Raw genomic sequence first — 22,946 nt, 5'->3', positions numbered from 1 at the left:
CGCGCCCGGCCCGGTGGTCGCCCCCCCCCGGCTCGCACCCCACCCCCACCCCCGGCACCCGGCACCCGGCACCCGGCACCCGGCACCCGCGATCCGCGATCCGCGATCCGCGATCCGCGATCCACTAACGAAACTTTGCCGTTTCGCAGAATCTGGTCTAGCCTCCATGTGTACGAAACGGTTTCGTTTACGCGCTCATTGCCGACGGCCCTGGAGTGGTTCCCGATGTCCTCCAAAACCCTGACGAAAGACGCCCGCGCGGGCGCCGAACAGCATCCGTCCACGGCCTCCGCCAGGAAGTGGTGGATCCTCGCCGTGGTCGCCCTCGCCCAGCTGATGGTGGTGCTGGACGCCACCATCGTGAACATCGCGCTGCCCTCCGCCCAGGCAGACCTCGGCTTCTCCGACGGCAGCCGGCAGTGGATCGTCACCGCGTACGCCCTGGCGTTCGCCTCCCTGCTGCTGCTCGGCGGGCGCATAGCCGACCTCTTCGGCCGCAAGACGGCCTTCCTGATCGGCATCGTCGGCTTCGCCGCCGTCTCGGCGCTCGGCGGCGCCGCCGCCAACTTCGAGATGCTGGTCACCGCCCGCGCGCTGCAGGGCGCGTTCGGCGCGCTCCTCGCCCCGGCGGCGCTCTCCCTGCTCAACACCACGTTCACCGACGCCAAGGAGCGGGCCAAGGCGTTCAGCGTCTACGGCGCCATCGCCGGCGCGGGCGGCGCGGTGGGCCTGCTGCTCGGCGGCATCCTGACCGACGCGCTCGACTGGCGCTGGACGCTCTACGTCAACGTGGCCATCGCCGTCCTCGCCTTCGCCGGCGGCTGGCTCCTGCTCGCCAACCACCGCGACGCCGCGAACTCCAAGCTGGACGTGCCCGGCACCGTCCTGGTCGCCGCCGGCCTGTTCGCCCTGGTCTACGGCTTCTCCAACGCGGAGACGCACGACTGGGACTCGCCGCTGACCTGGGGCTTCCTGATCGCGGGCGGCCTGCTGCTGGCCGCCTTCACCTGGTGGCAGACCCGGGCCGCGCACCCGCTGCTGCCGCTGCGCATCCTGCTCGACCGCAACCGCGCGGCCTCCTTCTTCGCCGTGCTCATCTCCGGCGCCGGCATGTTCGGCGTGTTCCTCTTCCTCACCTACTACCTGCAGCTGAACCTCGGCTTCAGCCCGACGAAGACGGGTGTGGCGTTCCTGCCGATGGTCGGCGCGCTCATGGTCGCGGCGCAGCTCGGCACGACGGCCTTGGTGCCACGACTGGGGCCGAAGGCGGTCATCCCGCTGGGCTTCGCCGTCGCTGCGGCCGGCATGGCCTGGCTGACCGGGATCGGCGTCGGCTCGCACTACCTGAGCGCCGTCCTGCCGCAGCTGGTCGTCATCGGCCTCGGCCTCGGTCTGGTCATGCCGCCGGCCATGCAGCTGGCCACCGGCGGGGTCGCCGCCGAGGACGCGGGCGTGGCCTCGGCCACCGTCAACGCGATGCAGCAGGTGGGCGGATCGATCGGCACGGCCCTGCTGAACACCCTCGCCGCGAGCGCCGCGACGGACTACCTGGCCGGCAAGAACCCGGCGGACGAGCTGGTCCAGGCGCAGGCCACCATCGAGAGCTACACCACGGCCTTCTGGTGGTCGGCCGGCTTCTTCGTCGCGGGCGCGGCCATCGCCTTCGCGCTCTTCCGCCGCGGGGTGCCGGAGCCGGACGCGGACGCCGCGCCGGTGATCCACATGTGACGGACCGGGCGCGGGAACCGCCCACCGGGGAGAGGGGCCGCCGTCCGCACCGGACGGCGGCCCCCGCTGCCGTCCGGGCCTCGACGAACCTGCTTTGCCCCCATCTCTCCCGTCACGCTCCCTTTCGGCTCGGCGGCGGATGGAGGTTCGGGGCGGCGCATGGAGGTTTGGGCCTGGGTACTCGCGGGCCATGAGAATCAGCGTTCTGGACGTGGGGTCGAACACCGTACGGCTCGTGGTCGCCGACGCGGCGGGCGGAGTTCCGCTGCCGGTGCACACCGCCAAGTGGCGGCTGCGGCTGTCCGAACAGGTCAAACACGGTGACCCCATCCCGGAGGAGGCCGTGGAACGGCTCGTCCGGGCGGTCTCCGCCGCGGCCCGGACCGCGGACCGCTGGGCGGCCACCGGGCCCCTCGCCTTCGCCACCGCCGTGGTGCGCGCCGCCCCCAACCGGCAGGAGGTGCTGCGCACGGTCCGGGCGCGCAGCGGCGTCGCGCTGTCCACCCTGCCGGGCGAGGTGGAGGCGGAGCTGACCTTCCTAGGGGCCCGGCGCTGGATGGGCTGGCGGTCGGGACCGCTCGCCCTGTTGGACATCGGCGGCGGGTCCTTCGAGGTGGCCTTCGGCCGGGGCCGGCTGCCGGACTTCGTCGTCTCCCTGCCGTTGGGTGCGGCCCGCCTCACCCACGACTTCTTCGCCGACCACGACCCGCCCTCCCCCGAGCTCCTGCGTGATGCCCGCCGCCGGATCCGCCATCAGCTCAGGGACGTGGCCGCCCGGATCCGCTGGGAGGGTCCGCGTACGGCGGTGGCCACCTCCCGGACCTTCCAGCAGCTGGGGCGGCTGTGCGGGGCGGCGCCCGGGCGGCACGGCCCGTTCATGGACCGCACCCTGCGCCGCGGCGACCTGCGGAAAGCCATCGACACGCTGGCCGCCCTGCCCGCGGCCGAACGCGCCCGGCTGCCCGGCATCTCCGCGCCGCGCGCCGCGCAGAGCCTGGCCGGCGCGGTGCTTGGGCACACGGCGATGAAGCTGACCGGGCTCTCCACGCTCACCGTCTGTCCCTGGGCGATCCGTGAGGGCGTCATGCTGCGCCACCTGGAGGACGGCCCGGCCTGGTGGGCGGAGGTCACCCGGCTCGCCGACGACGGGGACGCACCCCCGGAGCCGGTCCCGCTGCGCCTCGCGAAACACTGAGGACCGATCCGAACCCGGCGGAAGGAAGCCACCGTGCCCGACGACGAACAGCGCCCCGACACCGGCCAGGACCGCTCCCGGACCCCGCTGGAGGAGCTCATCCAGGAGATAGAGGACGCCGAGACGCGCGTCGACGACCCGGAGGACGAGCGCTCCCGGCGCAGGGCGGAGGCCGCCGACGCCCTCGCCGCCGACCGGCGCGCCCAGGAGGAGCCCCGGAGCGACTGAGCCCCGCGAGCCGCACCCCGGAAGGGGAGCGCCGGGCATCCCCGCCGGGCGCCCCCCTTCCGTCGAACCGCAGGCCGAGGGGTGTACCGCCGCCCGCGGGGGTACCCGGCCCGCATGGCACACGACCTTGCAGGACCGCCGCTGCCGGCCCCCCGAGGCCCCCTCTCCACGGCCGTCCGCGCGTACCTGGAGGACGCGGGCCCCCTCCCGGCGACCGAGGCCGCGGCGGCAGCCTCCCCGTACGGCGACGACCTCCAGCTCGCCCTGTACCTCTGCTACGAACTGCACTACCGCGGTTTCGCCGGGGTGTCCCCGGACCTCGAGTGGGACCCGGCCCTGCTGCGGGTCCGGGCCGCGCTGGAACACCGCTTCCTGACCGCCCTGCGCACGGACACACCGGTCCACGCCTCCCTCGACGAGGCGCTGGCGGAGATCCTCGTGGAGCCGGTCGAGGGCACGGGGGTCAGCCACTTCCTGGCCGCCGAGGGCGAGGCCTGGCAGCTGCGCGAGTACGCGGCCCAGCGCTCCCTGTACCACCTCAAGGAGGCGGACCCGCACGCGTGGGTGCTGCCTCGGCTGTGGGGCCGGGCCAAGGCGGCCATGGCCGCGGTGGAGTTCGACGAGTACGGCGGCGGCCGGCCCGAGCGCGTGCACGCCCGGCTCTTCGCGGACCTGATGGCGGACCTGGGGCTGGACACCGGCTACGGCCGCTACCTCGACGCGGCGTGCGCGCAGGCGCTGGCCGTGGTCAACATGATGTCCCTGTTCGGCCTGCACCGGTCCCTGCGCGGAGCGCTCGTCGGACACTTCGCGGCGGTGGAGATCACCTCCTCGCCCGGCTCTCGGCGGCTCGCGCAGGCGATGCGCCGCGCGGACGCCGGCCCCGCCGCCGTGCACTTCTACGACGAGCACGTCGAGGCGGACGCCGTCCACGAGCAGGTCGTGCGCCACGAGGTGATCGCCGGTCTGCTCGAGGAGGAGCCCCACCTCGCGGCCGATATCGCGTTCGGCGTCGACGCGACCGGGATGCTGGAGGACCGCCTCGGCGACCGGCTGCTGGCCGCCTGGCGCTCGGGCGGGTCCTCCTTGCGGGTCCCGCTGCCCGAGCGGGAGACCGCCCGCGTCTCCTGACCGGCCCCGCCGCCCCACGGCGCGCCGAGAGGCGTCGAGAGGCGTCGAGAACCGAGGACGGGAAACGACGAGAAACGACGAGAACGAGGAGCTGGTGGTCGCCCGTGTCGAACTCCCCCGCCGACAAGCCCTGCCGGATCACCGTCCGCCGCCGGGGGCCCCTGCTCGTCGAGGGTCCGGTGGAGGTGGAGCTGGAGGACGGCACCACCGTCTCCTCCGACCGCTTCCGGGTCGCCCTGTGCACCTGCCGGCGCAGTCGCCGCTACCCCTGGTGCGACACCAGCCACCGGGACCGGGAGCGTTCCTGACGGGCCCCTGCCGCCCGAAGGCCGCACCCGCGCGGGCGGGTGCGGCCGGGTCGCGTGCGCAGAGCCGGTCGCACGCGACGGACCCGTCCGCTCGCGGCCGGGTCGTACACGAAAAGCCCGGAGGCCGGCGGCAGCCCCACACCGCCGGTCCGGCCTCCGGGTACGAGATCACAGCGGTCCCGCGTCAGGGGCTCGCACTCCCCACTTCACGAGCCTGCCCTCGGTGTCCACGGGGACCACGTGATCCCGGTCCTCAGAACGCGAAGAGGCTGCTCTCGGCAGCGTTCTTCACGCACTCGTTGGCGAAGGTGTGCGCGAAGGCCACGCGCCTGCCCTGCCACACGCCGTCCACGGTGACGACCACCGGGTCGTACTGCCGGGTGCACACGGCGTGGCCCGGGCCCGCCAGGAGTTCCGGGTCACCGCCGGCGGCGCGCAGTTCGGCGCAGGCCAGGGCGGCGGCCGGGTGCGTGCCGGAGGGCGTCGGGGCGCAGCTCAGGGTGACGGCCCGGGCCGCGTTGGCGGTGGCGGCGGTCTCTCCGTGGCCCACGGTCAGCACGAGTGCCGACGGGGCGTACAGGGAGGTCGGCGCTGCGGCCGGGGCGGCGAGCGCGGATCCGGTGAGGGATCCGCAGACGGTTGCGGCCGTGAGGCCGAGGGTCGCTGCCCAGCGCGCGGTGTTCCGCATTGTGTGCATCCTTCCGCTCGATTCGGGGGTGTGCCGGTCCGACTCGGTCGGTGCCGAACGCGGCGAGCGCGAGTCTGCCGAGTCCGCCGCCGAATCTCACATCGACCCCATGCGTTTCGGTAACCTTGCGTATTGAATCAGTGGCGCGAAGTCACCAAATTCGAACGTTCCAACGCCGAAAGCAAGCGCTTCATGATCCCTTGGGTCGATTCGGTGACCGGTTCTCGTAGCTTCGTTAATCGGCCTGAAACATTCCGCTAGCGCCCCCGAGCCCCCGACGATCTCTCCGGAGGCCGGCCGGGGCGACCGCGCACCACCCCGCGGGAGTCCCTCGAAGACCCCGGCGGGATCGCGCCCGGAGAGCCGGCACGGACCGGGACCACGGCGCCGACCCGCCGGTATGGTCGCCCCTGCGGCACCACGCCCGAGCGACTGCGCGACGGGACGACGGGGATGACGGGACGACGAGAGGCGGCACGGACGGATGGCCGAGCACTGGGGGGACTTCCAGTACGAGATCTACCTCAACGGGATGACCGGCGCGGTTCCCCGGCTGCCCACCGACCTGACCCGGCTGGAGGAGCTCACCGAGGGGCGGCTCGGACCGGGGCCGGTCGGCTACGTCGCGGGCAGCGCGGGCGACGGCAGCACCGCGCGGGCCAACCGGGCGGCGCTGGAACGCCGCCGGATCGTGCCGCGCATGCTGCGCGACGTGCGCGAGCGGGACCTGTCGGTCGAGGTACTGGGCCGCGCGCTGCCCGCGCCGCTGGCGCTGGCGCCGGTCGGGGTGCTGTCGATCATGCATCCGGAGGCGGAGTCCGCGGCGGCCCGGGCGGCGGCCGCACACGGCGTCCCGTACATCCTGTCGTCGGCCTCCAGCACGCCGATCGAGCAGGTGGCCGAGGCGATGGGGGACGCCGAGCGCTGGTTCCAGCTGTACTGGTCCAAGGACCGTGAGGTCACCCGCAGCTTTCTGGGCCGGGCGAGGGCGAGCGGCTTCACGGTGCTGGTCGTCACCCTCGACACCCCGATGCTGGCCTGGCGGCCCCGTGACCTGGACCAGGCCTACCTGCCGTTCCTGCACGGCGTGGGCACGGCCAACTACTTCACCGACCCCGCCTTCGCGGCAGGTCTCGCCAAGACCGTGCACGAGGATCCGAACGCGGCCGTGCTGCACTTCGTGAACCTGTTCGCGGACCCCGGCAAGACCTGGCCGGACCTGGCCTTCCTGCGGGAGAACTGGGACGGCCCGATCGTCCTCAAGGGCGTGCTGCACCCGGACGACGCCCGACTGGCGGCGGACGCCGGGATGGACGGCGTGGTGGTCTCCAACCACGGCGGCCGGCAGGTGGCCGGCTCGGTGGCGGCCGCCGACGCGCTGCCCCGGGTGGCGCGGGCGGTCGGCGACCGGCTGAGCGTGCTGTTCGACAGCGGGGTGCGCACCGGGGACGACGTCTTCAAGGCCCTCGCCCTCGGCGCACGGGCGGTCCTGCTCGGCCGGCCCTACGTCTACGGGCTGGGCCTGGACGGACAGTCCGGCGTCGAGCACGTGATCCGCTGCCTGCTCGCCGAGTTCGACCTCACGCTTGCCCTCTGCGGTCACCGCGGCCCGTCGACCGTCGGCCCCGAGGACCTCGTCGAGGACGGCGGCTGACGGTCCGCCCGGGCCCGGACGGACCGGGCCTCAGACGGCCCCGTCCGCCAGGTCGACGGGCCGGGCCGAGGCCGGCGCGTCGGTGCCGGCGACGGCGAGGGAGCCCGGGCTCGCCGAGGGGGCGTCGGTGAGCCAGCGCTGACTCGCCGAGTGGTCGCGCACCTTCACCACCACGTCGCTGCCCGCGTTCTCGCCGGCCGGGGCGAGCGCGAGCGCGTCGTCCCAGCGGGGCAGCAACTCGCCCTGCGCGGTGAGGTCGTAGCGGACGTCGTCGCCGCGGGCGTCGGTGGCGTCGACGCACCCGCCGAGGATGACGACGCCGGCGTCCACGTGCGAGTCCACGCACAGGTCGGGCCGGGCCACGCTGCGCACCTGGCCGTCGTCGCCGTACGACCACTGCTGGGTCACCTCGGACGAGCAGCCCGCCAGCTCGACGGAGGCGCCCGCCTTCGCCTCGCCGCGGACGTCCAGGCACAGGTCGGCGGCGGCGTTGCGCAGCCTGGTCTGCCGGGGCGTGGCGGGCAGGCGGGCGGTGCCGGGGGCGGTCGGCGAGGCGGTGGCGGTCTGCGAGTCGGTGCCGGGGACGCCGGTGCTGGAGGAGGCGGGGTCGGCGCCGCCGCCGTCCGTCCACAGGCCGGCCGCGAGCAGGGTGGTCACCAGGCCGGCCGAGGCCAGGCCGACGCCGGCGAACAGTCTGCGCGCCGAGCGCGGGCCGTCGGACGTGCGCCGGCGCGGCGTGGGGATCTTCGCGAGCAGGGCGCCGCGCCGGCCGCGGGTGCCGCCGCCGCGGTGGCGTGCCGAGCCCTTCAGGCGCACGGTCTGCTGACGGGCCCGGCCGGGCCGGGTGTCGTGGTAGCGGCGGGCGCCCCAGCCGAGCACCGCCTCGGCGAGCAGCAGGCCGAGGCCGTTCTCGAAGCCGCCGAGCTGTTCGGCGGCGGAGCGGCAGTAGCGGCACTCGTCCAGGTGCTTGCGCACGTCGGGCAGGAGTTCGCCGCCGCGCCGGATGGGCACGTCCAGCAGTCGGTTGTAGAAGCGGCAGTCCTTGCTCGGCGCGAGTTCCCGGTGGGCGCGCACGACGCCCTCGCGCAGCTTGTCGCGGGCCTGTTCGAGGGCCGCGGACACGGTCTCGGTGTCCATGCCGAGCAGTCCGGCCGCGACGGTGATCTGCTCGGCCTCGACCTCCACGTGCCACAGCACGCAGCGGGCGACCGCGGGAAGTCCCTGGAACGAGCGTTCCGCCAGCACCCGGTTCTCCGGGGTCATGGACTTCGCGGTGCGCATGCCCCGGGCCCCGGCCGGTTTGCGCAGCACGGGCAGGACGCCCGACAGCTGCTCGTCGGCGGACCACAGCCGGGCCATGTCCCGGACGGTCACCAGCAGTCGGGGGCGCAGCGCGGTGCCCGGCTCGCCCAGCTTGAGCCGGTCGAAGACCTGGTGGAAGGCGGCTGCGGTGATCATCGACGCGACGCTTCCGGAGGAGGCGAGGCAGATGACCGCGTACTCGTGCGCCGGCCGCCAGTGCCGGGCGATCAGCAGCGCCGTGGACTGGGCGACCTCGCTGTCCGCGCCGCCGCGGATTCCGGCGGCGAGGGACTCGTCGGATTCTCCGGGGCCCTCGCCCGGCGGGGGGTAGGGCGGAAGCGGAGGCTGGGGGGTGGGCACTGAGCGAATTCCTTTGGTACGTACCTGTTCGGTGCGGGCAGGGAGCGCCAATTCGCCTCCGCCGACGAACGCAGGGGACCTGGCCATGATCCCCCGCACGGGTGGTTCACCTTTGCACAACTAAGTCGCGCGCAACAAGGCGAGAGCCGAAGGCGCCCTTTGTTGATGGAAAGTCGATAAGCGAAAAGCGGCTCCCACCTCGTACGGCGTCTTTCCGCGAGGCAGGGTGTTCCGGTCGGAATCCGTTCTTGCGCCCCGTGTGAAACACGCGCACGCGGCGAGGCTCCGCGCACGCTCCCGCCGCACCGGCCCGGGTAGTTGGGTGGAACCGGCCACTTCCTCGGAGGCCCCGCGCAGGACGGCGGCTCTCCTGCGCGAAACGGCCGCCGGCCCTGTTCCTCCCGCCCTCGGCCGGCGGCCCGGAAGGTTTTCCCTTCGGCGTCCCGTGGACCCGCGTCATATCTGCCAGGAACGCAGCCGGTCCGCCGCGCCGTACACGTCGGTCTTCCCGTCGAGGAGATCCCGGGCGAGGTCGACGAGCGCGCCGTACGGCGGATCGATGCCGACGCCGCTGGTGAACATGTACGCCACCGCCGTCGCACAGGCGAAGCGGGCGTTGGCCGAGGGCAGCGGCCTGAGCAGGGTGAGCGTGTGCAGCAGTGCGGCCGCCCGCCAGGCGGGATCGGAGTCCACGCCCAGTCTGGGCGGGTCGACCCGGTGCCGGGCGACGGCCGCGACCAGGGCCGAGAAGTCGTTGACGGTGGGCTGCTCGGGCAGGACCTCTTCATGGCGCTGGAGCAGCCAGGGCACGTCGATGTGGATGACGGCTGTCATCGGTCAGGCGACCCGCCCCTCGCTCCTGGCGGCGTGCTCGTCGTCGGGGAAAGCGGCCGCGAACTCGTCGGCGTGGGACGCGAAGAACCTGCGAAATTCCTCCGCGCCCTCCTGCAGCGCCCGGTGCCGCGCGATGTCGGCGGCGGCCGCCTCCCGCACGAGTGCCTTCATCGACGTACCGCGTTCCTTGGCGATCTGCCGCAGGTCCTCCAGCTCGCGATCGCTGAACTCCACATTGAGGGCTGGCATGCCCTTCACGGTACCGCGCGGGTACTTACTCGTAAATCTCCCCAGGTCAAACTGATGACCGCGCGGTACCAGAAGATGTTCGTCCGTGCTCGCTCCCGACCGGTGGCGTCCTATTGCTGATCCGCCACGAAGGACGCCATCCGGGCCAGCGCCGCATTCCAGTTGATCGCCGTCTCGTTCGTCGACCAGGACTGAATGTCGTCGATGTAGCAGAACTGTCCGACGCACCCCTGGAGCTTGCCCTGCGCGAAGGGGTCCTGGATGCTCGAGTTCGGCCCGCCCGCGAGGGTTCCGGCCGGCGGGTCCGGCAGGCTCGGGTCGAGCTGGTGGGCGTACCAACGGCTGTGCTGACGGTGGGAGTTCACCTCGCCGTAGCCGGTGACGTACGAGATGTTGAGGGCGTTGCGGCCGAGGACGTAGTCCATGCTCTCGAGGGCCCCGTCACGGTACTTCGAGGCGCCGGTCAGGTCGTAGGCGGTGGCGATCACCACGGCGTTGTTCAGGACCTGGTGACTGGAACCCCAGTCGTAGCGGTTGCCGTCGGGCGCGTAGGGCATGCCGTACGGCTGTGCCGCCAGGGCGGCCAGATAGGTGTCCGCGCCGCGCACCACCGACCGGCGCACCTTGTCCCGTCCCGGCAGCTTGCTGGGCACGAGGGCGAGGTCGAGCCGCCCGGCGGCGGCAGTGCGGGACCAGTCGAATCCGTAGGGGACGAACACGTCGGCGGTGTGCACGGGCGAGCCGGCGACGAAGTCGGCGTACTGCTTCTCCCCCGTGGTCAGGTACAGCTCGGCCGCCGCCCAGTAGAACTCGTCGGTCGCGTCGTCGTCGTTGTAGGCGCCGCCGCCGGTGGCGTCGGCCGGGTCGGCGTACACCTTCGGGTGCGCCACGGCGGCCGCCCAGGCGGTGCGCGCCGCCTTCAGCGCCTTGGCCGCGAACGCCTTGTCGTAGGGCTTGTAGAGCCGGGCCGCCTGGGCGGCGGCAGCGGCCAGGTTGAGGGTCGCGGTGGTCGTCGGCGGGTGCAGCTCGCGCTTTTGCGGGTCGTCGTCCGGCAGCAGCGGCAGGCCCGTCCACTGCTCGTCGTGGACCTTGTGGTGGGCCATGCCCGCCAGCGGCTGTCCGGCCGGCACCTGCATCCTCAGCAGGAAGTCCAGCTCCCAGCGGGCCTCGTCGAGGATGTCCGGCGTCCTGTTGCCGCTCTCGGGCAGGGCGAGCGTGCCGTCGCCGAGCGCGGCCGGATGCCCGGTGCGGGCGTGCAGGGAGCGTTCGTAGGTGCTCATCAGCTCCCAGACCGCGATGCCCCCGTTGACGACGTACTTGCCGTGGTCCCCGGCGTCGTACCAGCCGCCGGAGACGTCGAGGGTGTAGTCGCACACCCCGGGCCGGCAGGGCACCGACGCGTCGCCCTGGTTGGGCGCGACGCCCACGTGTCCGGCGGCCCTGCCGTATCCGGGCCGCAGGTCGTCGCGGATCGCGATGCCGCTGCGCTGCGTGTAGTAGTACTTCGCCGCGTCGACGCGCAGCCGCCGATAGGCGGCCGTGCCGATGTCGAACGGGCGGCTGGTCTCCCCGTCGGCGACCAGGGTGAAGCCGGTGCCGCCCTTGCGGAAGGCGCCGAAGTCGATGGAGTGCACGCGCTGGCCGGAGGAGGCGTCGAGACCGCGCGGCACGCTCCAGCCCTTCGCGACCGTCGTCCCGGCGGCGTTCCTCAGCCGCCAGGGCAGTCTGCCGGCGGCGTCCGTCACCAGCGTGGCGTTCTTGGGCCCGCCGGGCAGGTAGGCGACCTGGTTGACGCGCACCCGCGGTCCGGTGTCGGGCTCGTACACCTCGGGCGGCACCCCGCCCAGCAGCGACACGTCGTCCAGGCAGAACCGCCAGGGGTCGGCGCTGCCGCCGACCTGGAAGGCGACCTGCCCCTGGGCGCTGTCGACGGGTGCGGTGAAGGTGTACGCGTACGACCCCGACGGGCTCAGCACCGGCGTCGCCTCGTACCAGGTGTCGTACGGCGCCGCCCCGAGGCCCACGACGGCGCGCACCACATGCCCCTCGGGCACTCCGGAGGCGCTGAAGGAGAACCGGTACGTCGTCCCCTTCAGCAGGGTGATGTCGTTCTGGCCGACGGCGGAGTCCCAGCGGTTGACGGTGCCGCCGGGCACGTCGGCGCAGAGCCGACCGTCGGTGAGGCCGGCGGTGACGTTGCTGGTCCACCACGGATCGGCGGTCGTGTCGAAGGTGCCGTTCCTGACCTGTTCGGTCTCGTCGGCACCGGCCTGCTGGGCGGGCAGCGCGGTGAGCGCCGCGCCCAGCAGGGCCGCGAGGGACAGCAGGGCGGTTCTGCGTCGGTTCACGTCCGGGCTCCTCGGAAGACGCGGGACGCTCCGCACGGAACCGGGCGGACCGATGGGAGCGCTCCCAGGGAGGGTCGAAGGACATGCTTGTTGCAGTCATGACACCCCGTCAACGGTGCGGACGAAATGACCTCGGGGCGTCGCCGCGGGGCCGCGTCGCTGGGGCGCGTCGCCGGGGCGGTTCCGCTCGGGCGCGTCGGCGGGGCCGCGTCGCTGGGGCCGCGCGGACGGCAACCGTACCGGCGGGTCGTTGTCAGTGGGGCGTCCTAGTACTGCAACGGTACTTGTTCTGAGTGCTGGGCACTTTTCAGGGGCTGTGTCCGCGTCGTTCGTGGGGTGGGCGCGGCGTGGTGTTCGCGGTGCAGATCCTCGAGGGAGCGTGCTCCAGCCGGTGATCCACAGCCGGACCGTGCAGATGCGCCCGGCGGCGATCCTGCCGGCGCTCACGGCGGGCGCCTCCATCGCCGGCATCCTCGGCATGCTCCTGTCGGTGCCGCTGACTGCGGCGGCGTTCGGCGTGCTGTCGGAGCTGCGCTCCCGGTACGGCGACGGCGCGGACCGGGCCGAACCCACGCGGCCGAAGGAGATCGCCGGAACGGCGGGATGACCCCCGGGGGCCCGCCGCCCGCCAAAGGGGAGGAACCCCAGCCGGCGGGCGGCTGGGGTTCCTTCAGGCGGTGCGTGTCAGGCGGATCAGCGTTGCAGGGTGAGGACACCCGGCCGGTACGGCCACGTCAGGTAGTCGGCGCCGTTCGGGGTGGCGCCCCTGCCCTGGTAGAGGAACTGCAGGTTGCAGGGGTTGATGGTCTTGGTCTGGTCGGGGTTGTTGCGGACCAGGTCACCGTGGCTGATGTCGTTGGTCCAGGTGGCACCGCTGTTGGCCTTGCCCGCGAAGGGGCTGCTCTCGCTGCCGGCCTGCACGGTCCACGGACCGTTCAGGTTGGAGGCGGTGTACGAGCGGAAGTAGCGCCCGTTCGCGCCCCTCGCCTCGACGATCATGAGGTACTGGTTCTGACCCTGGACCTTGTAGACCTCCGGCGCCTCGAACACCTTGTCCACGGTGTCGCTGATGACCGTCGTGTACGACGAGCCGAAGTTGCCCGGGAAGTTCGCGAGCGACATGCTCGTCTTGTAGATCTTGCCGTTGTCACCGGCGAAGAACAGGTACATGTTCTGGTCGTCGGCGATCAGGGTCTGGTCGAGCGCGCCCACGCCGCTTTCGGTGCTGGGGAGCTCGCCGGTGAACAGCGCCTGCGGCGCGGACCAGCTGTTGGGGTTGGTGGGGTCGGTCGACGTGCGGTAGTTGAACTTCCAGCCGCCGGCCCACTGGGAGGCCATCACCCAGATGTTCTTGGGCGCGAAGTAGATCAGCGTCGGCGCCACCGCGCCCTGGCTCATGGCGGTCTGGGGGGCCGTCGCCATGTCCGACCAGTTCGTGAAGGGGCCGAAGCCCATCGAGTGCCAGCCGCTGGCGTCGGCGTACGTCCCGTAGACCAGGTGCTTGCCCTGGTACGTCACGGTGGTGAAGTCCTTCTCGGAGTACCACCCGTTCGCCGGCTGCGCGAGCGGTGCGGTCGAGGTCCAGTTGTACGTCGACGGAAGAGCACACGTGGTGCCCGACGGGGTCAGGCCGGACCACTTCTGGTTGCTGCCGCCGTTGCACGTCGCGATCTCCACCGCCGTGCCGTTGGCCGTGCCGGCACCCGTGACGCTCAGGCACAGCCCGGACTCCGTGCCGACGACCGTGCCGTCGGCGTTCACCCGCCACTGCTGGTTGGTCCCGCCGTTGCAGTCCCAGATCACCGGCCGGGTTCCGGACGTGGTGGCGTGGCCAGGGACGTCCAGACACTTGTTGCCGTACACAGTCAGCTGGTTGCTGTCCGTCAGCGTCCACTGCTGGTTGTTCCCGCCCCAGCAGTCCCAGATCTGGGTGCTGGTGCCATTGGTCTGACTGGCGCCCGGCACGTCGAGACACCGGTTGGAGCCGACGCCGCGCAGGGCGCCACTACTGGCTGCCTGGGCGGTCGGACTGGCGACCAGCAGCGCCGTCAGCGAGACCAGGGTCGCGGTCGTGGCGGCGAGCACCGCGGACGGACGTCTGCGGCTGAAGCTGAGTCTGTGCATGGGGACCTCGTTTTCTGAGTGCGCGGCTCTGCCGGCCCCTCGGAGGCTGTGCGAATGGTGGTGCGGCACAACTATGTTCGTGATTTCGAACATCGATCGAAGTGTCGAGCGAGTGGATAATAAAGATCCGGCCACCGGCGTCAATACTTCTCACGGAATTCACGAGCCGGAAAAGTCACGAGCCGGAAGAAGGCCCAGTACTGCAACGGTGCTTGTTCTGATTGCTGGGCGGTTTCCAGGGGCTGTGTCCGCGTCGTTTGTGGTGGCTGATGCGGGCCTGGTGCTGGCGTCGTCGGCGCCAGTGGGACCAGTGGGACCAGTGCAAGATGTGGTCGACCGGGGTGGGGCGGCGGTCGGTGCGGCGGGCGAGGACCCAGTGCCGACGGTCCTCGCGGTGCCAGGGCCGAACCTCCACGCGGGCCCAGTCAAAGATCCGACGGCCATGGGCTCCTTCACCGCAGGACCGGCGTTTCCATTTCTGCCGCGGAAGGCCGGGAAACAGCTCGTGCACGGGATGGTCGATGGACCAGCGGGCGACGACGGTGTCGTGCCGGGTGGTGGCCATGACGTGGAAGACGTCCGCCTGCTCCAGCTCGAACCGCCAGCCCTTGCTGTAGCCGTAGGCGGCGTCCGCCGTGACCGTCCCACTCGATCCGGTTCAGCAGCCGGTGGATGCGATCGGGACCCGTGTGCCCGGCCTCCTCCGCCGGCGTCCAGCCGTTCTTCCGCTGCAGCGGCGCAACCAGATTTCGCATGCAAGCCAGCGCCGACTGCCTCGGCTCCTCCCGGTTGAACCGGTGCACGAACCGCTCATGCAGAGCATCAAGTTCCCCGCCCACAACCCGACATCAGCAAGGTCCCCACCCATAACCACACCAACGACCGAGCTGGCCAGCAGTCATGGTAAAGACCGTTGCAGTACTAGGGTGGACAGTCCGCACAGCGCTGCGAGATCGGGGAACCTCCATGACCACCCTGCCCGACCGGCCGCGTACGGCCCTGCTCGTCATCGACGTCCAGAAAGGCGTGGTGGCGGGCGCGCCCCGGCGCGACGAGGTGATCGCCAACATCCGCACCCTGATCGACACCGCCCGCGCGCAGGGGGCGCCGGTCGTCTGGGTGCAGCACTCGGACGGCGAACTGGTGCGCGGCAGCGAGAACTGGCAGTACGTCGAGGAGTTGGTCCGCCTCGACCCGGAGCCGCTCGTGCACAAGAGCTACTTCGACTCCTTCGAGGACACGGAACTGGAGTCGGTGCTCGCCGGACACGGGGTGGGCCGGGTCGTCGTCACGGGCGCGCAGACGGACGCGTGCATCCGCTCGACCCTGCACGGCGCCTTCGTCCGGGGCTACGACGTGACGCTGGTCGGCGACGCGCACACCACGGAGGACCTCAGCGAGTACGGCGCGCCGGCCCCGGAGCAGGTCATCGCCCACACCAATCTGTACTGGTCGTGGCAGAGCGCGCCCGGCCGCACCGCCGGCACGGTGGACACGGCGAAGGTGACGTTCGCGGGGGCCGAAGCGCTCTGAGGCGCTCATGCGGGCGTCGCGGACGCGCGGGCGCCGGCGTGCGGTGGCGCCCGGGCCGGTGGTCCCGGCCGGGGCGCCCCGCGGCCCGCGGCCCGGACCGGTCAGGCGGTCACGCCTCCCACCTCGTGATACGCACCGCGCCGCGGGCCGTGCCGGGCGCGCCGCTGGTGAGGCTCAGCCGGAGCTTCGAGCCGCGCACGGGGTCGAAGGTGAGCGCCGTGGGCGTGTTCGACGCGGTGGCCCAGTCGACGACCGCCCCGGTGACCGGCACGTACCGCCGGCCGTCCCAGACCTCGGCCGTCACCGAGGCGGGCAGGCTGTGCGCGGCGTCGACGGTGAAGGACACCTCCACCCGGTCGAACACCCTGGTGCGTCCGTAGTCCACCGACACCCAGTCCTTCGGCCGGGCCCCGCTGAAGGCGGGCAGCAGGGCGGTGGCCGCCTTGACGAACGCGTTGGACCACCCGGTGGCCGGGTCGCCGTCCAGCATCGCGGCCGGCAGGGTGTCCGGGCGGCCGGAAAAACTGGCGTCCGGCCTGGGGAGGCCGGCCGGGGCGGGGAGGTCCGCGGTGAAGGCGGCGGCCGGGGTGGTCGCGACCTGGCGGGCGGGCGTGGCGCGCACCGTGACCGTGCCCCCGCGCAGGCCGTCCGCCCGCGCGGTCACCTTCAGGGCTCCGGCCTGGACGCCTGAGCGCACGACGGCGAGCGCCTTGCCGTGGAAGGCGGTGCGGGTGGTGGCCTGATACCGCTCGGCGCTCTCCTGCCGGCCGTTGTCGAGGCCCGCGAGGGAGCCTCCGCTCACCTCGAAGGAGATGAGGTGCTCGGCGTCGGGCACCACGGTCCCGCGTGCGTCGACGACATCGGCGGTCACGAAGACCAGCGACCGCCCGTCCGCCGGGAGGGACCCGCGGTCGGCGGTGAGGCGCACGGCGTGCGGGGCGCCCGCCGTGCGCAGGACGTCGGTGGCGACCGTCCTGCCCTTCCTGCGGGCCACCGCCTTCAGCACGCCCGGCGCGTACGGCACCCGCCACGTCAGATGCAGCTTGCCGGCGCTGCCGCCCGGACTGGTGTAGCTGCCGGGGTAGGGCCCGGTGGTGAAGGTCTTGTCGTCGCCGGTCGCCTCGGTGGTCTCCAGGTAGGCACGTCCGTCGACGGTCCGCTTCACGTCGAACGTGCGCACGCCCAGGGACTTCCCGTCGAGGTACAGCTCGACGGTGTCGACGTTGGAGTACGCCCACACCTCGACCGTGTCGCCCGGCTCGTGGTTCCAGGTCATGGGCAGCAGGTGGACCATGGGCTCGTCGACCCACTGACTGCGGAACAGGTGGTACATGTCCTTGGGGAAGCCGGCCGTGTCGACCGCGCCGAAGAAGGACGCCTTGACCGGGAACACGTCGTACGGCGTCGGCTCGCCGATGTAGTCGATGCCGGACCACAGGAACTGCCCGGTGAACCACTTCCGGTCCCGGTCCTTCTTGTGCCCGTACTCGCCGCTCATCGTCCAGGAGGCGAGGTTGTTGTCGTAGGACGAGGTGGCCCGCCCGCCCGGGGTGTGGTTCTCGCCCGTGTTGAGGTGCTCGGGCTCCTGGTACGCGCCCCGGGTCGAGGTCTCCGAGGACGACTCGGACTCGAAGAGGAACAGGTGCGGATAGGCCGCGTGCAGGGCGTCCACGGACTGGGCGGTGTTGTAGTTGAGGCCGAGGCCGTCCAGCTTCGCCAGCATCAGGTCGGCGGCGGTGCCCTTGGCGGGCGGCCTGCGGTACTTGTCCGAGCCGATGACGAGCGGGCGGGTGTCGTCCGCCGCCCTGATCGCGGCGATGATCCGGTCGGCCATGGCGAGACCGGCGGTGGAGGTGGAGTCGGGGATCTCGTTGCCGATGGACCACAGCACGACGGCCGGCGAGTTGCGGGCCGCGAGCACCATCTCGGTGGCGTCCCGGCTCGCACCACTCGTCGAAGAACCGCCCGTAGTCGTACCGCGTCTTGCCGGTCTTCCAGCAGTCGAACGCCTCCACCAGCATCACGATGCCGAGTTCCTCGCAGACCCGGACCATCTCCGGCGAGGGCGGGTTGTGCGAGGTGCGGAACGCGTTGACGCCCATCGACTTCATGATCGTCATCTGTCGGCGGATCGCGTCGACGCTGACCGCGGCGCCGAGCGCGCCCAGGTCGTGATGGAGGTCGACGCCCTTGATCTTGGCGTGGACGCCGTTGAGGTGGAACCCCTCGTCCGGGTCGAAGCGGAAGGTGCGGATGCCGAACGGGGTGCGGCAGGAGTCGACGACCCGGCCGTCGACGCGCAGTTCGGTCTCCAGGGTGTAGCGGTGGTGCGGGGTCGCGAAGTCCCACAGCCGGGGACCCGCCACGGAGAGCTCGTGGGTCTCGGTGGTCCGCTCGGTCACGGCCACCGTGGAGGACGTACGGGCGACCGTGCGGCCGTGAGGCGCGCGGATCCGGGAGACGATCTCGACGTCCGCGCCCGCGCCGGACGCGTTCGCCACGGTGGTGGCGACCCGGACCACGGCCCGCTTCCCGGTGACCTCCGGGGTGGTGACGTACGTGCCCCAGCGGGTCACGTGCACCGGCTCCGTGACGACCAGACGGGCCTCGCGGTAGATGCCGCTGCCGGAGTACCAGCGGCTGCTCGGCAGCCGGTTCTGGACCCTGACCGCGATCACGTTGTCGGTGACGCCGTCGGTGTGCAGCAGGTCGGTGAGGTCGAAGGCGAAACCGGTGTAGCCGTAGGGGTGGCGGCCGGCCTCGACGCCGTTGCAGTAGACGGTGGAGTCCATGTAGACGCCGTCGAACTCGACCGAGATCCGCTTGCCGGCGTGCGCGGGCGACAGCGGGAAGGCGATCCGGTACCAGCCCAGGCCGCCCGGGAAGAAGCCGGTGCCGCTGGTCGTGCCGTTCTGCGTGGTGGGGGCCTGTTCGATGCTCCAGTCGTGGGGGACGGCCACGGCGCGCCAGGTGGAGTCGTCGTGGCCGGGGTCGGCGGCGTCCGCGTACCGGCCGGTGGGGTCGGAGAGGCCGCCTGGGTCGACCAGCGCGAACCGCCAGCCGTCACGCAGCGGGATCGTACGGCGCCCCGGTGCGCTCGTGGCGTGCGCGGCGGCCCGGGCCGGCGGGGCGCCGAGGACCGCTCCGGCGGCCGGTGCGGCCGCGGAGGCGGCAAGGACGGATCTGCGCGTGACCGTCATGGGCGGCTCTCCCTCATCTGGACATCAGAAACCAGAAGTGCTCACAACTCATCGTTTACTCACAGAATCTGACGACGCGACACTCCAGCCCGTCAAGGGTGCCGAAGCCCCCCGCCGCCCCCGGAACCCCTTGGGGCGCCCTCGAAGAAGATCGGCCGGTTCCGCCTCTTGACCCCGGCGCGCGACCGCTGCTTCGCCGCCCCACAGGGGTCGCGGTCCGCGCGCGGGCCGAACGCACTAGGCTGGAACGGAAGTGACGTGCCTGTTCACTGTGAGTGCCCGCGTTGGAGTGGCGAGATGAGCCCGGAGTATCCATTCGACGAGGCCGCGACGGCCCGGGCCGTCGTCGACGACGTCGGCACGCTCGTCGGGTGGAACGAGGGCGCTCGCGCCCTCCTCGGCTGGTCCCCGGACGAGGTCGTGGGACGGCCCGCGGCGGAACTCCTGACCGGACGGCCGCCCCTCCTCACCGGCTCCCGCTGGGACGGAACGGTGACTTTGCGCCACCGCGACGGCCGTACGGTGCCCACCTGGCTGCTCGCCCACCACAGCCCCTCCGAGGACGGCCGGGCCGGGCGGTGGCTCGTCGTCACCCCGCTCACCGGGAGCGACCCCGCCCCCGCGGACGAGCCGCTCGCCATGGCGGGGCTGACCCAGTCCCCCTGCGCCGTGGCGGTCTACGACGAACAGCTGCGGCTGCGCCGGATCAACGACGCGATGAGCGAGGTCATCGGGCTCCCCGAGGGGCGCGTCAGGGGACTGCGGCTCTCCGAGATCGGCGGCCGGTCGCAGAGCGCCGAACTCGAACGGCACATGCTGCAGGTGCTCCACAGCGGCCGGGCCCGGGACGTCGAGACGTACCTGCCGGCCGGCGGGGAGGACCGCGCGCGCGCCTGGCTTGCCCGGATGGCGCCGGTGACCGACCCGGCCGGCCGGATCCGGGGCGTGTGCCTGGCAGCCCACGACTTCACCGAGCACCACCGCTCCCGTGAGCGGCTCCAGTTGGTCAACGAGGCGAGCGTGCGCATCGGCAGCACCCTCGACGTGACCCGCACCGCCCAGGAGCTGGCCGAGGTGTGCGTCCCCGCGCTCGCCGACTTCGTCAGCGTCGACCTGCTCGACCCCCAGGACGGCGAACCCCCGGCCCGGTTCGCCCCGCCGGTGAGCCTGCGGCGCGCGGCACACCACTCGGTCAACCCCGGCAGCCCCGAGGCGGTGGCCAAGCCCGGTGAGGCGCAGGACTACCCGGCCGGGTCGCCGCAGGCCGACTCGCTGGCCGCGGGCCGCACCATCGTCGGCACGGTGGCCGGCGGCGGACTGGACGCTTGGCTGGCCTGGGACCCGGCCCGCGCCGCCCGGGTGCGGGAGATCGGCATCCACTCCACGATGTCCGTGCCGATCCGGGCCCGGGGCGTCACCCTCGGCGTCGCCGTCCTCACCCGGTTCCGGCGGCCCGAGCCCTTCTCCCCGGACGACGTGCTGCTGGCGGAGGAGGTCACGACCCGCGCCGCCGTCTGCATCGACAACGCCCGCCGCTACTCCCGCGAACGCGAGACGGCCCTCGCCCTCCAGCGCAGTCTGCTGCCGCGGACCCTGCCGCGCACGGCCGCCGTCGATGCCGCCTCCCGCTATCTGCCGGCCGCCCGCGCCGGGGTCGGCGGCGACTGGTTCGACGTCATCCCGCTGTCCGGGATGCGCGTGGCCATGGTCGTCGGGGACGTCGTCGGACACGGCGTCCAGGCCTCGGCCACCATGGGCCGGCTGCGCACCGCCGTGCGCACCCTCGCCGACATCGACCTGGCCCCCGACGAGCTGCTCACCCACCTCGACGACCTGGTGGTCCGGCTGTCGGAGGAGGCCGGCGGCGAGGGCAGCCCCGGTGAGGTCGGCGCGACCTGCCTGTACGCGGTGTACGACCCCGTGTCGCGGCGCTGCACCCTGGCGCGCGCCGGGCACCCCCCGCCGGTGCTGCTGCGGCCGGACGGCGCGCCCCGGCGGATCGAGCTGCCCGCCGGCCCCCCGCTGGGCGTGGGCGGGCTGCCGTTCGAGTCGGCCGAGCTGGAGGTGGCCGAGGGCAGTGTGCTCGCCTTCTACACCGACGGCCTGGTCGAGTCCCGCGAGCGGGACGCGGACGCCGGTCACCGAATGCTCGGGGAGGCTCTGGCGGACGCGCCGGGCTCCCTGGACGAGACCTGCGACCGGATCCTGCACACCCTGCTGCCGCCCGGCGGCGCCTCCGACGACGTGGCCCTGCTGCTCGCGCGCACCCGGGGCCTGCCCGCCTCCCAGGTCGCGACCTGGGACATCCCGGCCGACCCCTCGCTGGTCGCGCCGATCCGCAAGCAGGCCGTCGAGCAGCTGTCGCGCTGGGATCTGAGCGACGCGTCGTTCACCACCGAGCTGGTGGTGAGCGAGCTCGTCACCAACGCGATCCGGTACGGCTCCCGCCCCATCCGGCTGCGGCTCATCCATGACGCGACGACGCTGATCTGCGAGGTCTCCGACCACAGCCACACGGCCCCGCACCTGCGCCGGGCGAAGACCTGGGACGAGGGCGGCCGCGGCCTGCTCCTGGTCGCCCAGCTCACCCAGCGCTGGGGCAGCCGGCACACCGCCGAGGGCAAGACGATCTGGGCGGAGCTGGCGCTCCTCGAGGAGGAGTGAGGCGGCCCCCGGGCCGACCCGGCGGACGGGGCTCCCGAACCGGCCGGCCCGGGCTCTTACCCGAACATGTTTTCATGTACGGGCTCCCGGACCTCTCGATGGGCGGGCAGCGTCCCGCCCCCGTCCCGGAGAACCGCCCTGAACACCCCGCTCGCCGAAAGTCTGTCCATCCTCCTGCTCGCCGCCGCTCTCGGCTGGGCGGTGCTGCGACCCGCCGGGCGGTCGGAGGCCCTGGTCGCCGTCCCCGCGGCGGCGGTGCTGATCGCCCTGGGGGCGGTGTCGCCGGAGCACGCCCTGACCGAAGCCGAGCGGCTCGGGCCGGTCGTCGGCTTCCTCGCCGCGGTGCTGGTGCTGGCGCACCTGTGCGACGTCGAGGGACTGTTCACCGCGTGCGGCGCGTGGATGGCCCGCCGGGCGGCAGGCCGGCCCCGGCGCCTGCTGGTCGCGGTGTTCGTGCTGGCGTCGGCCGTCACGGCGGCGCTCAGTCTGGACGCCACGGTGGTGCTGCTGACGCCGGTGGTGTTCGCCACCGCGGCCCGCATGGGGGTGCGCTCGAGGCCGCACGTCTACGCGTGCGCGCACCTGTCGAACACCGCCTCGCTCCTGCTGCCGGTCTCCAACCTCACCAACCTGCTGGCGTTCACCACGAGCGGGCTCAGTTTCACCCGCTTCGCCGCCCTGATGGCGCTGCCGTGGGTGGTCGCGATCGGTGCCGAGTACCTGGTCCTGCGACGCTTCTTCGCCGCCGACCTGCCCGCCGCCGAGCCCACCGCCGACGACGGTCCGGAGCCCGAACTGCCGCTGTTCGCGCTGGTCACCGTGGCCTGCACGCTGGCGGGGTTCGTGGTGGCCTCCGCCGTCGGGGTCGAACCGGCATGGGCCGCGCTGGCCGGCGCCCTCGTCATGGCCGGGCGCGCGCTGGCGCGGCGGCGCGTGACGCCCCTGGTCGTGGTGCGGGCCGCCGCGCCGGGGTTCCTCGCGTTCGTGCTGGCGCTCGGGATCGTGGTGCGCGCGGTGGTCGACAACGGTCTGGCCGGCGCGTTGCGGCACGTGCTGCCCGGGGGCTCGGGTCTCCTCGCGCTGCTGGCCGTCGCCGCGGTGGCCGCCGTCCTCGCGAACCTGATCAACAACCTGCCCGCGGTGCTGGTCCTGGTGCCGCTCGCCGCCCCGGCCGGAACCGGGGCGGTGCTCGCGGTGCTGCTCGGGGTGAACATCGGCCCGAACCTGACCTACGCCGGATCCCTCGCGACGCTGCTGTGGCGGCGTGTGGTGCAGGAACGCGAAGAGCGCGTCGAGGTCGGCGAGTTCACCCGGCTCGGCCTGCTCACGGTGCCGGCCGCGCTGATCCCGGCCGTGGTGGCGCTGTGGGCCTCGCTCCAGGTGATCGGCGCCTGACCGCC

General features: G+C 72.8%; 15 protein-coding genes and 3 pseudogenes. 10 read left to right on the top strand and 8 right to left on the bottom strand.

Annotated elements, in window-relative coordinates:
* The first annotated feature begins 225 nt into the window (after positions 1–225).
* From QF032_RS36055 to QF032_RS36035, 5 genes are all read left to right on the top strand, one after another.
* The gene (locus QF032_RS36055; RefSeq protein WP_307059381.1) at positions 226–1,728 is read left to right on the top strand and encodes an MFS transporter; all 1,503 of its coding nucleotides are present in this window, start codon (positions 226–228) and stop codon (positions 1,726–1,728) included.
* A 190-nt stretch (positions 1,729–1,918) separates the two neighbouring features.
* Positions 1,919–2,923 carry a Ppx/GppA phosphatase family protein gene (locus tag QF032_RS36050; protein WP_307048508.1) on the top strand — a complete coding sequence of 335 codons (1,005 nt, stop codon included), beginning with the start codon at positions 1,919–1,921 and terminating at the stop codon, positions 2,921–2,923.
* Positions 2,924–2,956: 33 nt separating this feature from the next.
* Positions 2,957–3,151, top strand: a complete 195-nt coding sequence (locus QF032_RS36045) for a hypothetical protein (protein WP_307059379.1) — start codon at positions 2,957–2,959, stop codon at positions 3,149–3,151.
* 114 nt (positions 3,152–3,265) lie between these two features.
* The gene (locus QF032_RS36040) at positions 3,266–4,282 is read left to right on the top strand and encodes an iron-containing redox enzyme family protein (protein WP_307059377.1); all 1,017 of its coding nucleotides are present in this window, start codon (positions 3,266–3,268) and stop codon (positions 4,280–4,282) included.
* A gap of 104 nt (positions 4,283–4,386) precedes the next feature.
* A complete protein-coding gene (locus QF032_RS36035; protein ID WP_306946280.1) occupies positions 4,387–4,590 on the top strand; it encodes a CDGSH iron-sulfur domain-containing protein in 204 nt (67 codons plus the stop codon).
* A 253-nt stretch (positions 4,591–4,843) separates the two neighbouring features.
* On the opposite strand, the gene QF032_RS36030 is transcribed toward QF032_RS36035, so the two are convergent.
* Complete coding sequence (locus QF032_RS36030; RefSeq protein WP_306946282.1) at positions 4,844–5,278, bottom strand: subtilase-type protease inhibitor; 435 nt, start codon at positions 5,276–5,278, stop codon at positions 4,844–4,846.
* A 484-nt stretch (positions 5,279–5,762) separates the two neighbouring features.
* Here QF032_RS36030 and QF032_RS36025 point away from each other — a divergent pair, with 484 nt between their 5' ends.
* Positions 5,763–6,932 (top strand): lactate 2-monooxygenase, encoded by a 1,170-nt coding sequence (locus tag QF032_RS36025; protein ID WP_307059375.1) that lies wholly within the window; start codon positions 5,763–5,765, stop codon positions 6,930–6,932.
* Positions 6,933–6,962: 30 nt separating this feature from the next.
* On the opposite strand, the gene QF032_RS36020 is transcribed toward QF032_RS36025, so the two are convergent.
* The 4 genes from QF032_RS36020 to QF032_RS36005 all read right to left on the bottom strand — a co-directional run bounded on the left by QF032_RS36020 (position 6,963) and on the right by QF032_RS36005 (position 12,025).
* On the bottom strand, positions 6,963–8,594 hold the full coding sequence (locus tag QF032_RS36020) for an RICIN domain-containing protein (protein ID WP_307048500.1): 1,632 nt from the start codon (positions 8,592–8,594) through the stop codon (positions 6,963–6,965).
* Positions 8,595–9,050: 456 nt separating this feature from the next.
* On the bottom strand, positions 9,051–9,428 hold the full coding sequence (locus QF032_RS36015; protein WP_306946288.1) for a toxin Doc: 378 nt from the start codon (positions 9,426–9,428) through the stop codon (positions 9,051–9,053).
* Positions 9,429–9,431: 3 nt separating this feature from the next.
* Entirely contained in the window at positions 9,432–9,677 is a 246-nt protein-coding gene (locus QF032_RS36010) for a hypothetical protein (RefSeq protein WP_306946289.1), read from the bottom strand.
* Between the two features lie 110 nt (positions 9,678–9,787).
* Positions 9,788–12,025, bottom strand: a complete 2,238-nt coding sequence (locus QF032_RS36005) for a glycoside hydrolase family 9 protein (protein WP_307059372.1) — start codon at positions 12,023–12,025, stop codon at positions 9,788–9,790.
* A gap of 344 nt (positions 12,026–12,369) precedes the next feature.
* Between QF032_RS36005 and QF032_RS36000 the strand changes: the two are divergent.
* Positions 12,370–12,632: pseudogene (locus tag QF032_RS36000) on the top strand (AI-2E family transporter); the annotation flags it as partial.
* Between the two features lie 86 nt (positions 12,633–12,718).
* Here the strand turns inward: QF032_RS36000 and QF032_RS35995 are convergent.
* Entirely contained in the window at positions 12,719–14,149 is a 1,431-nt protein-coding gene (locus tag QF032_RS35995; protein ID WP_307059370.1) for a non-reducing end alpha-L-arabinofuranosidase family hydrolase, read from the bottom strand.
* Positions 14,150–14,471: 322 nt separating this feature from the next.
* Positions 14,472–15,017: pseudogene (locus tag QF032_RS35990) on the bottom strand (IS701 family transposase); the annotation flags it as partial.
* 98 nt (positions 15,018–15,115) lie between these two features.
* On the opposite strand from QF032_RS35990, the gene QF032_RS35985 reads away from it, so the two are divergent.
* Positions 15,116–15,682, top strand: a complete 567-nt coding sequence (locus QF032_RS35985; protein WP_307048493.1) for a cysteine hydrolase family protein — start codon at positions 15,116–15,118, stop codon at positions 15,680–15,682.
* 109 nt (positions 15,683–15,791) lie between these two features.
* Here the strand turns inward: QF032_RS35985 and QF032_RS35980 are convergent.
* Positions 15,792–18,882: pseudogene (locus QF032_RS35980) on the bottom strand (glycoside hydrolase family 2 TIM barrel-domain containing protein).
* Between the two features lie 297 nt (positions 18,883–19,179).
* On the opposite strand from QF032_RS35980, the gene QF032_RS35975 reads away from it, so the two are divergent.
* Together QF032_RS35975 and QF032_RS35970 are read left to right on the top strand one after the other, a co-directional pair.
* The gene (locus QF032_RS35975) at positions 19,180–21,546 is read left to right on the top strand and encodes a SpoIIE family protein phosphatase (protein WP_307059368.1); all 2,367 of its coding nucleotides are present in this window, start codon (positions 19,180–19,182) and stop codon (positions 21,544–21,546) included.
* Positions 21,547–21,612: 66 nt separating this feature from the next.
* Positions 21,613–22,941: an SLC13 family permease gene (locus QF032_RS35970; protein ID WP_373430427.1), complete on the top strand. Its 1,329-nt coding sequence runs from the start codon at positions 21,613–21,615 to the stop codon at positions 22,939–22,941.
* Positions 22,942–22,946: the final 5 nt, after the last annotated feature.

It is taken from the genome of Streptomyces achromogenes, from assembly GCF_030816715.1.
Classification (GTDB): Bacteria; Actinomycetota; Actinomycetes; order Streptomycetales; family Streptomycetaceae; genus Streptomyces; species Streptomyces achromogenes_A.
Note: the sequence above shows the minus strand (reverse complement) of the source record. Positions and strands in the feature narration are given on the sequence as shown.

Excerpts from the sequence above, each read along its gene's own strand:
- QF032_RS35985 (WP_307048493.1), top strand. The coding sequence starts at position 15,116 with ATGACCACCCTGCCCGACCGGCCGCGTACGGCCCTGCTCGTCATCGAC.
- QF032_RS36040 (WP_307059377.1), top strand. The coding sequence starts at position 3,266 with ATGGCACACGACCTTGCAGGACCGCCGCTGCCGGCCCCCCGAGGCCCC.
- QF032_RS36030 (WP_306946282.1), bottom strand. The coding sequence starts at position 5,278 with ATGCGGAACACCGCGCGCTGGGCAGCGACCCTCGGCCTCACGGCCGCA.
- QF032_RS35975 (WP_307059368.1), top strand. The coding sequence starts at position 19,180 with ATGAGCCCGGAGTATCCATTCGACGAGGCCGCGACGGCCCGGGCCGTC.
- QF032_RS35995 (WP_307059370.1), bottom strand. The coding sequence starts at position 14,149 with ATGCACAGACTCAGCTTCAGCCGCAGACGTCCGTCCGCGGTGCTCGCC.
- QF032_RS36050 (WP_307048508.1), top strand. The coding sequence starts at position 1,919 with ATGAGAATCAGCGTTCTGGACGTGGGGTCGAACACCGTACGGCTCGTG.
- QF032_RS36025 (WP_307059375.1), top strand. The coding sequence starts at position 5,763 with ATGGCCGAGCACTGGGGGGACTTCCAGTACGAGATCTACCTCAACGGG.
- QF032_RS35970 (WP_373430427.1), top strand. The coding sequence starts at position 21,613 with ATGTTTTCATGTACGGGCTCCCGGACCTCTCGATGGGCGGGCAGCGTC.
- QF032_RS36055 (WP_307059381.1), top strand. The coding sequence starts at position 226 with ATGTCCTCCAAAACCCTGACGAAAGACGCCCGCGCGGGCGCCGAACAG.
- QF032_RS36010 (WP_306946289.1), bottom strand. The coding sequence starts at position 9,677 with ATGCCAGCCCTCAATGTGGAGTTCAGCGATCGCGAGCTGGAGGACCTG.
- QF032_RS36015 (WP_306946288.1), bottom strand. The coding sequence starts at position 9,428 with ATGACAGCCGTCATCCACATCGACGTGCCCTGGCTGCTCCAGCGCCAT.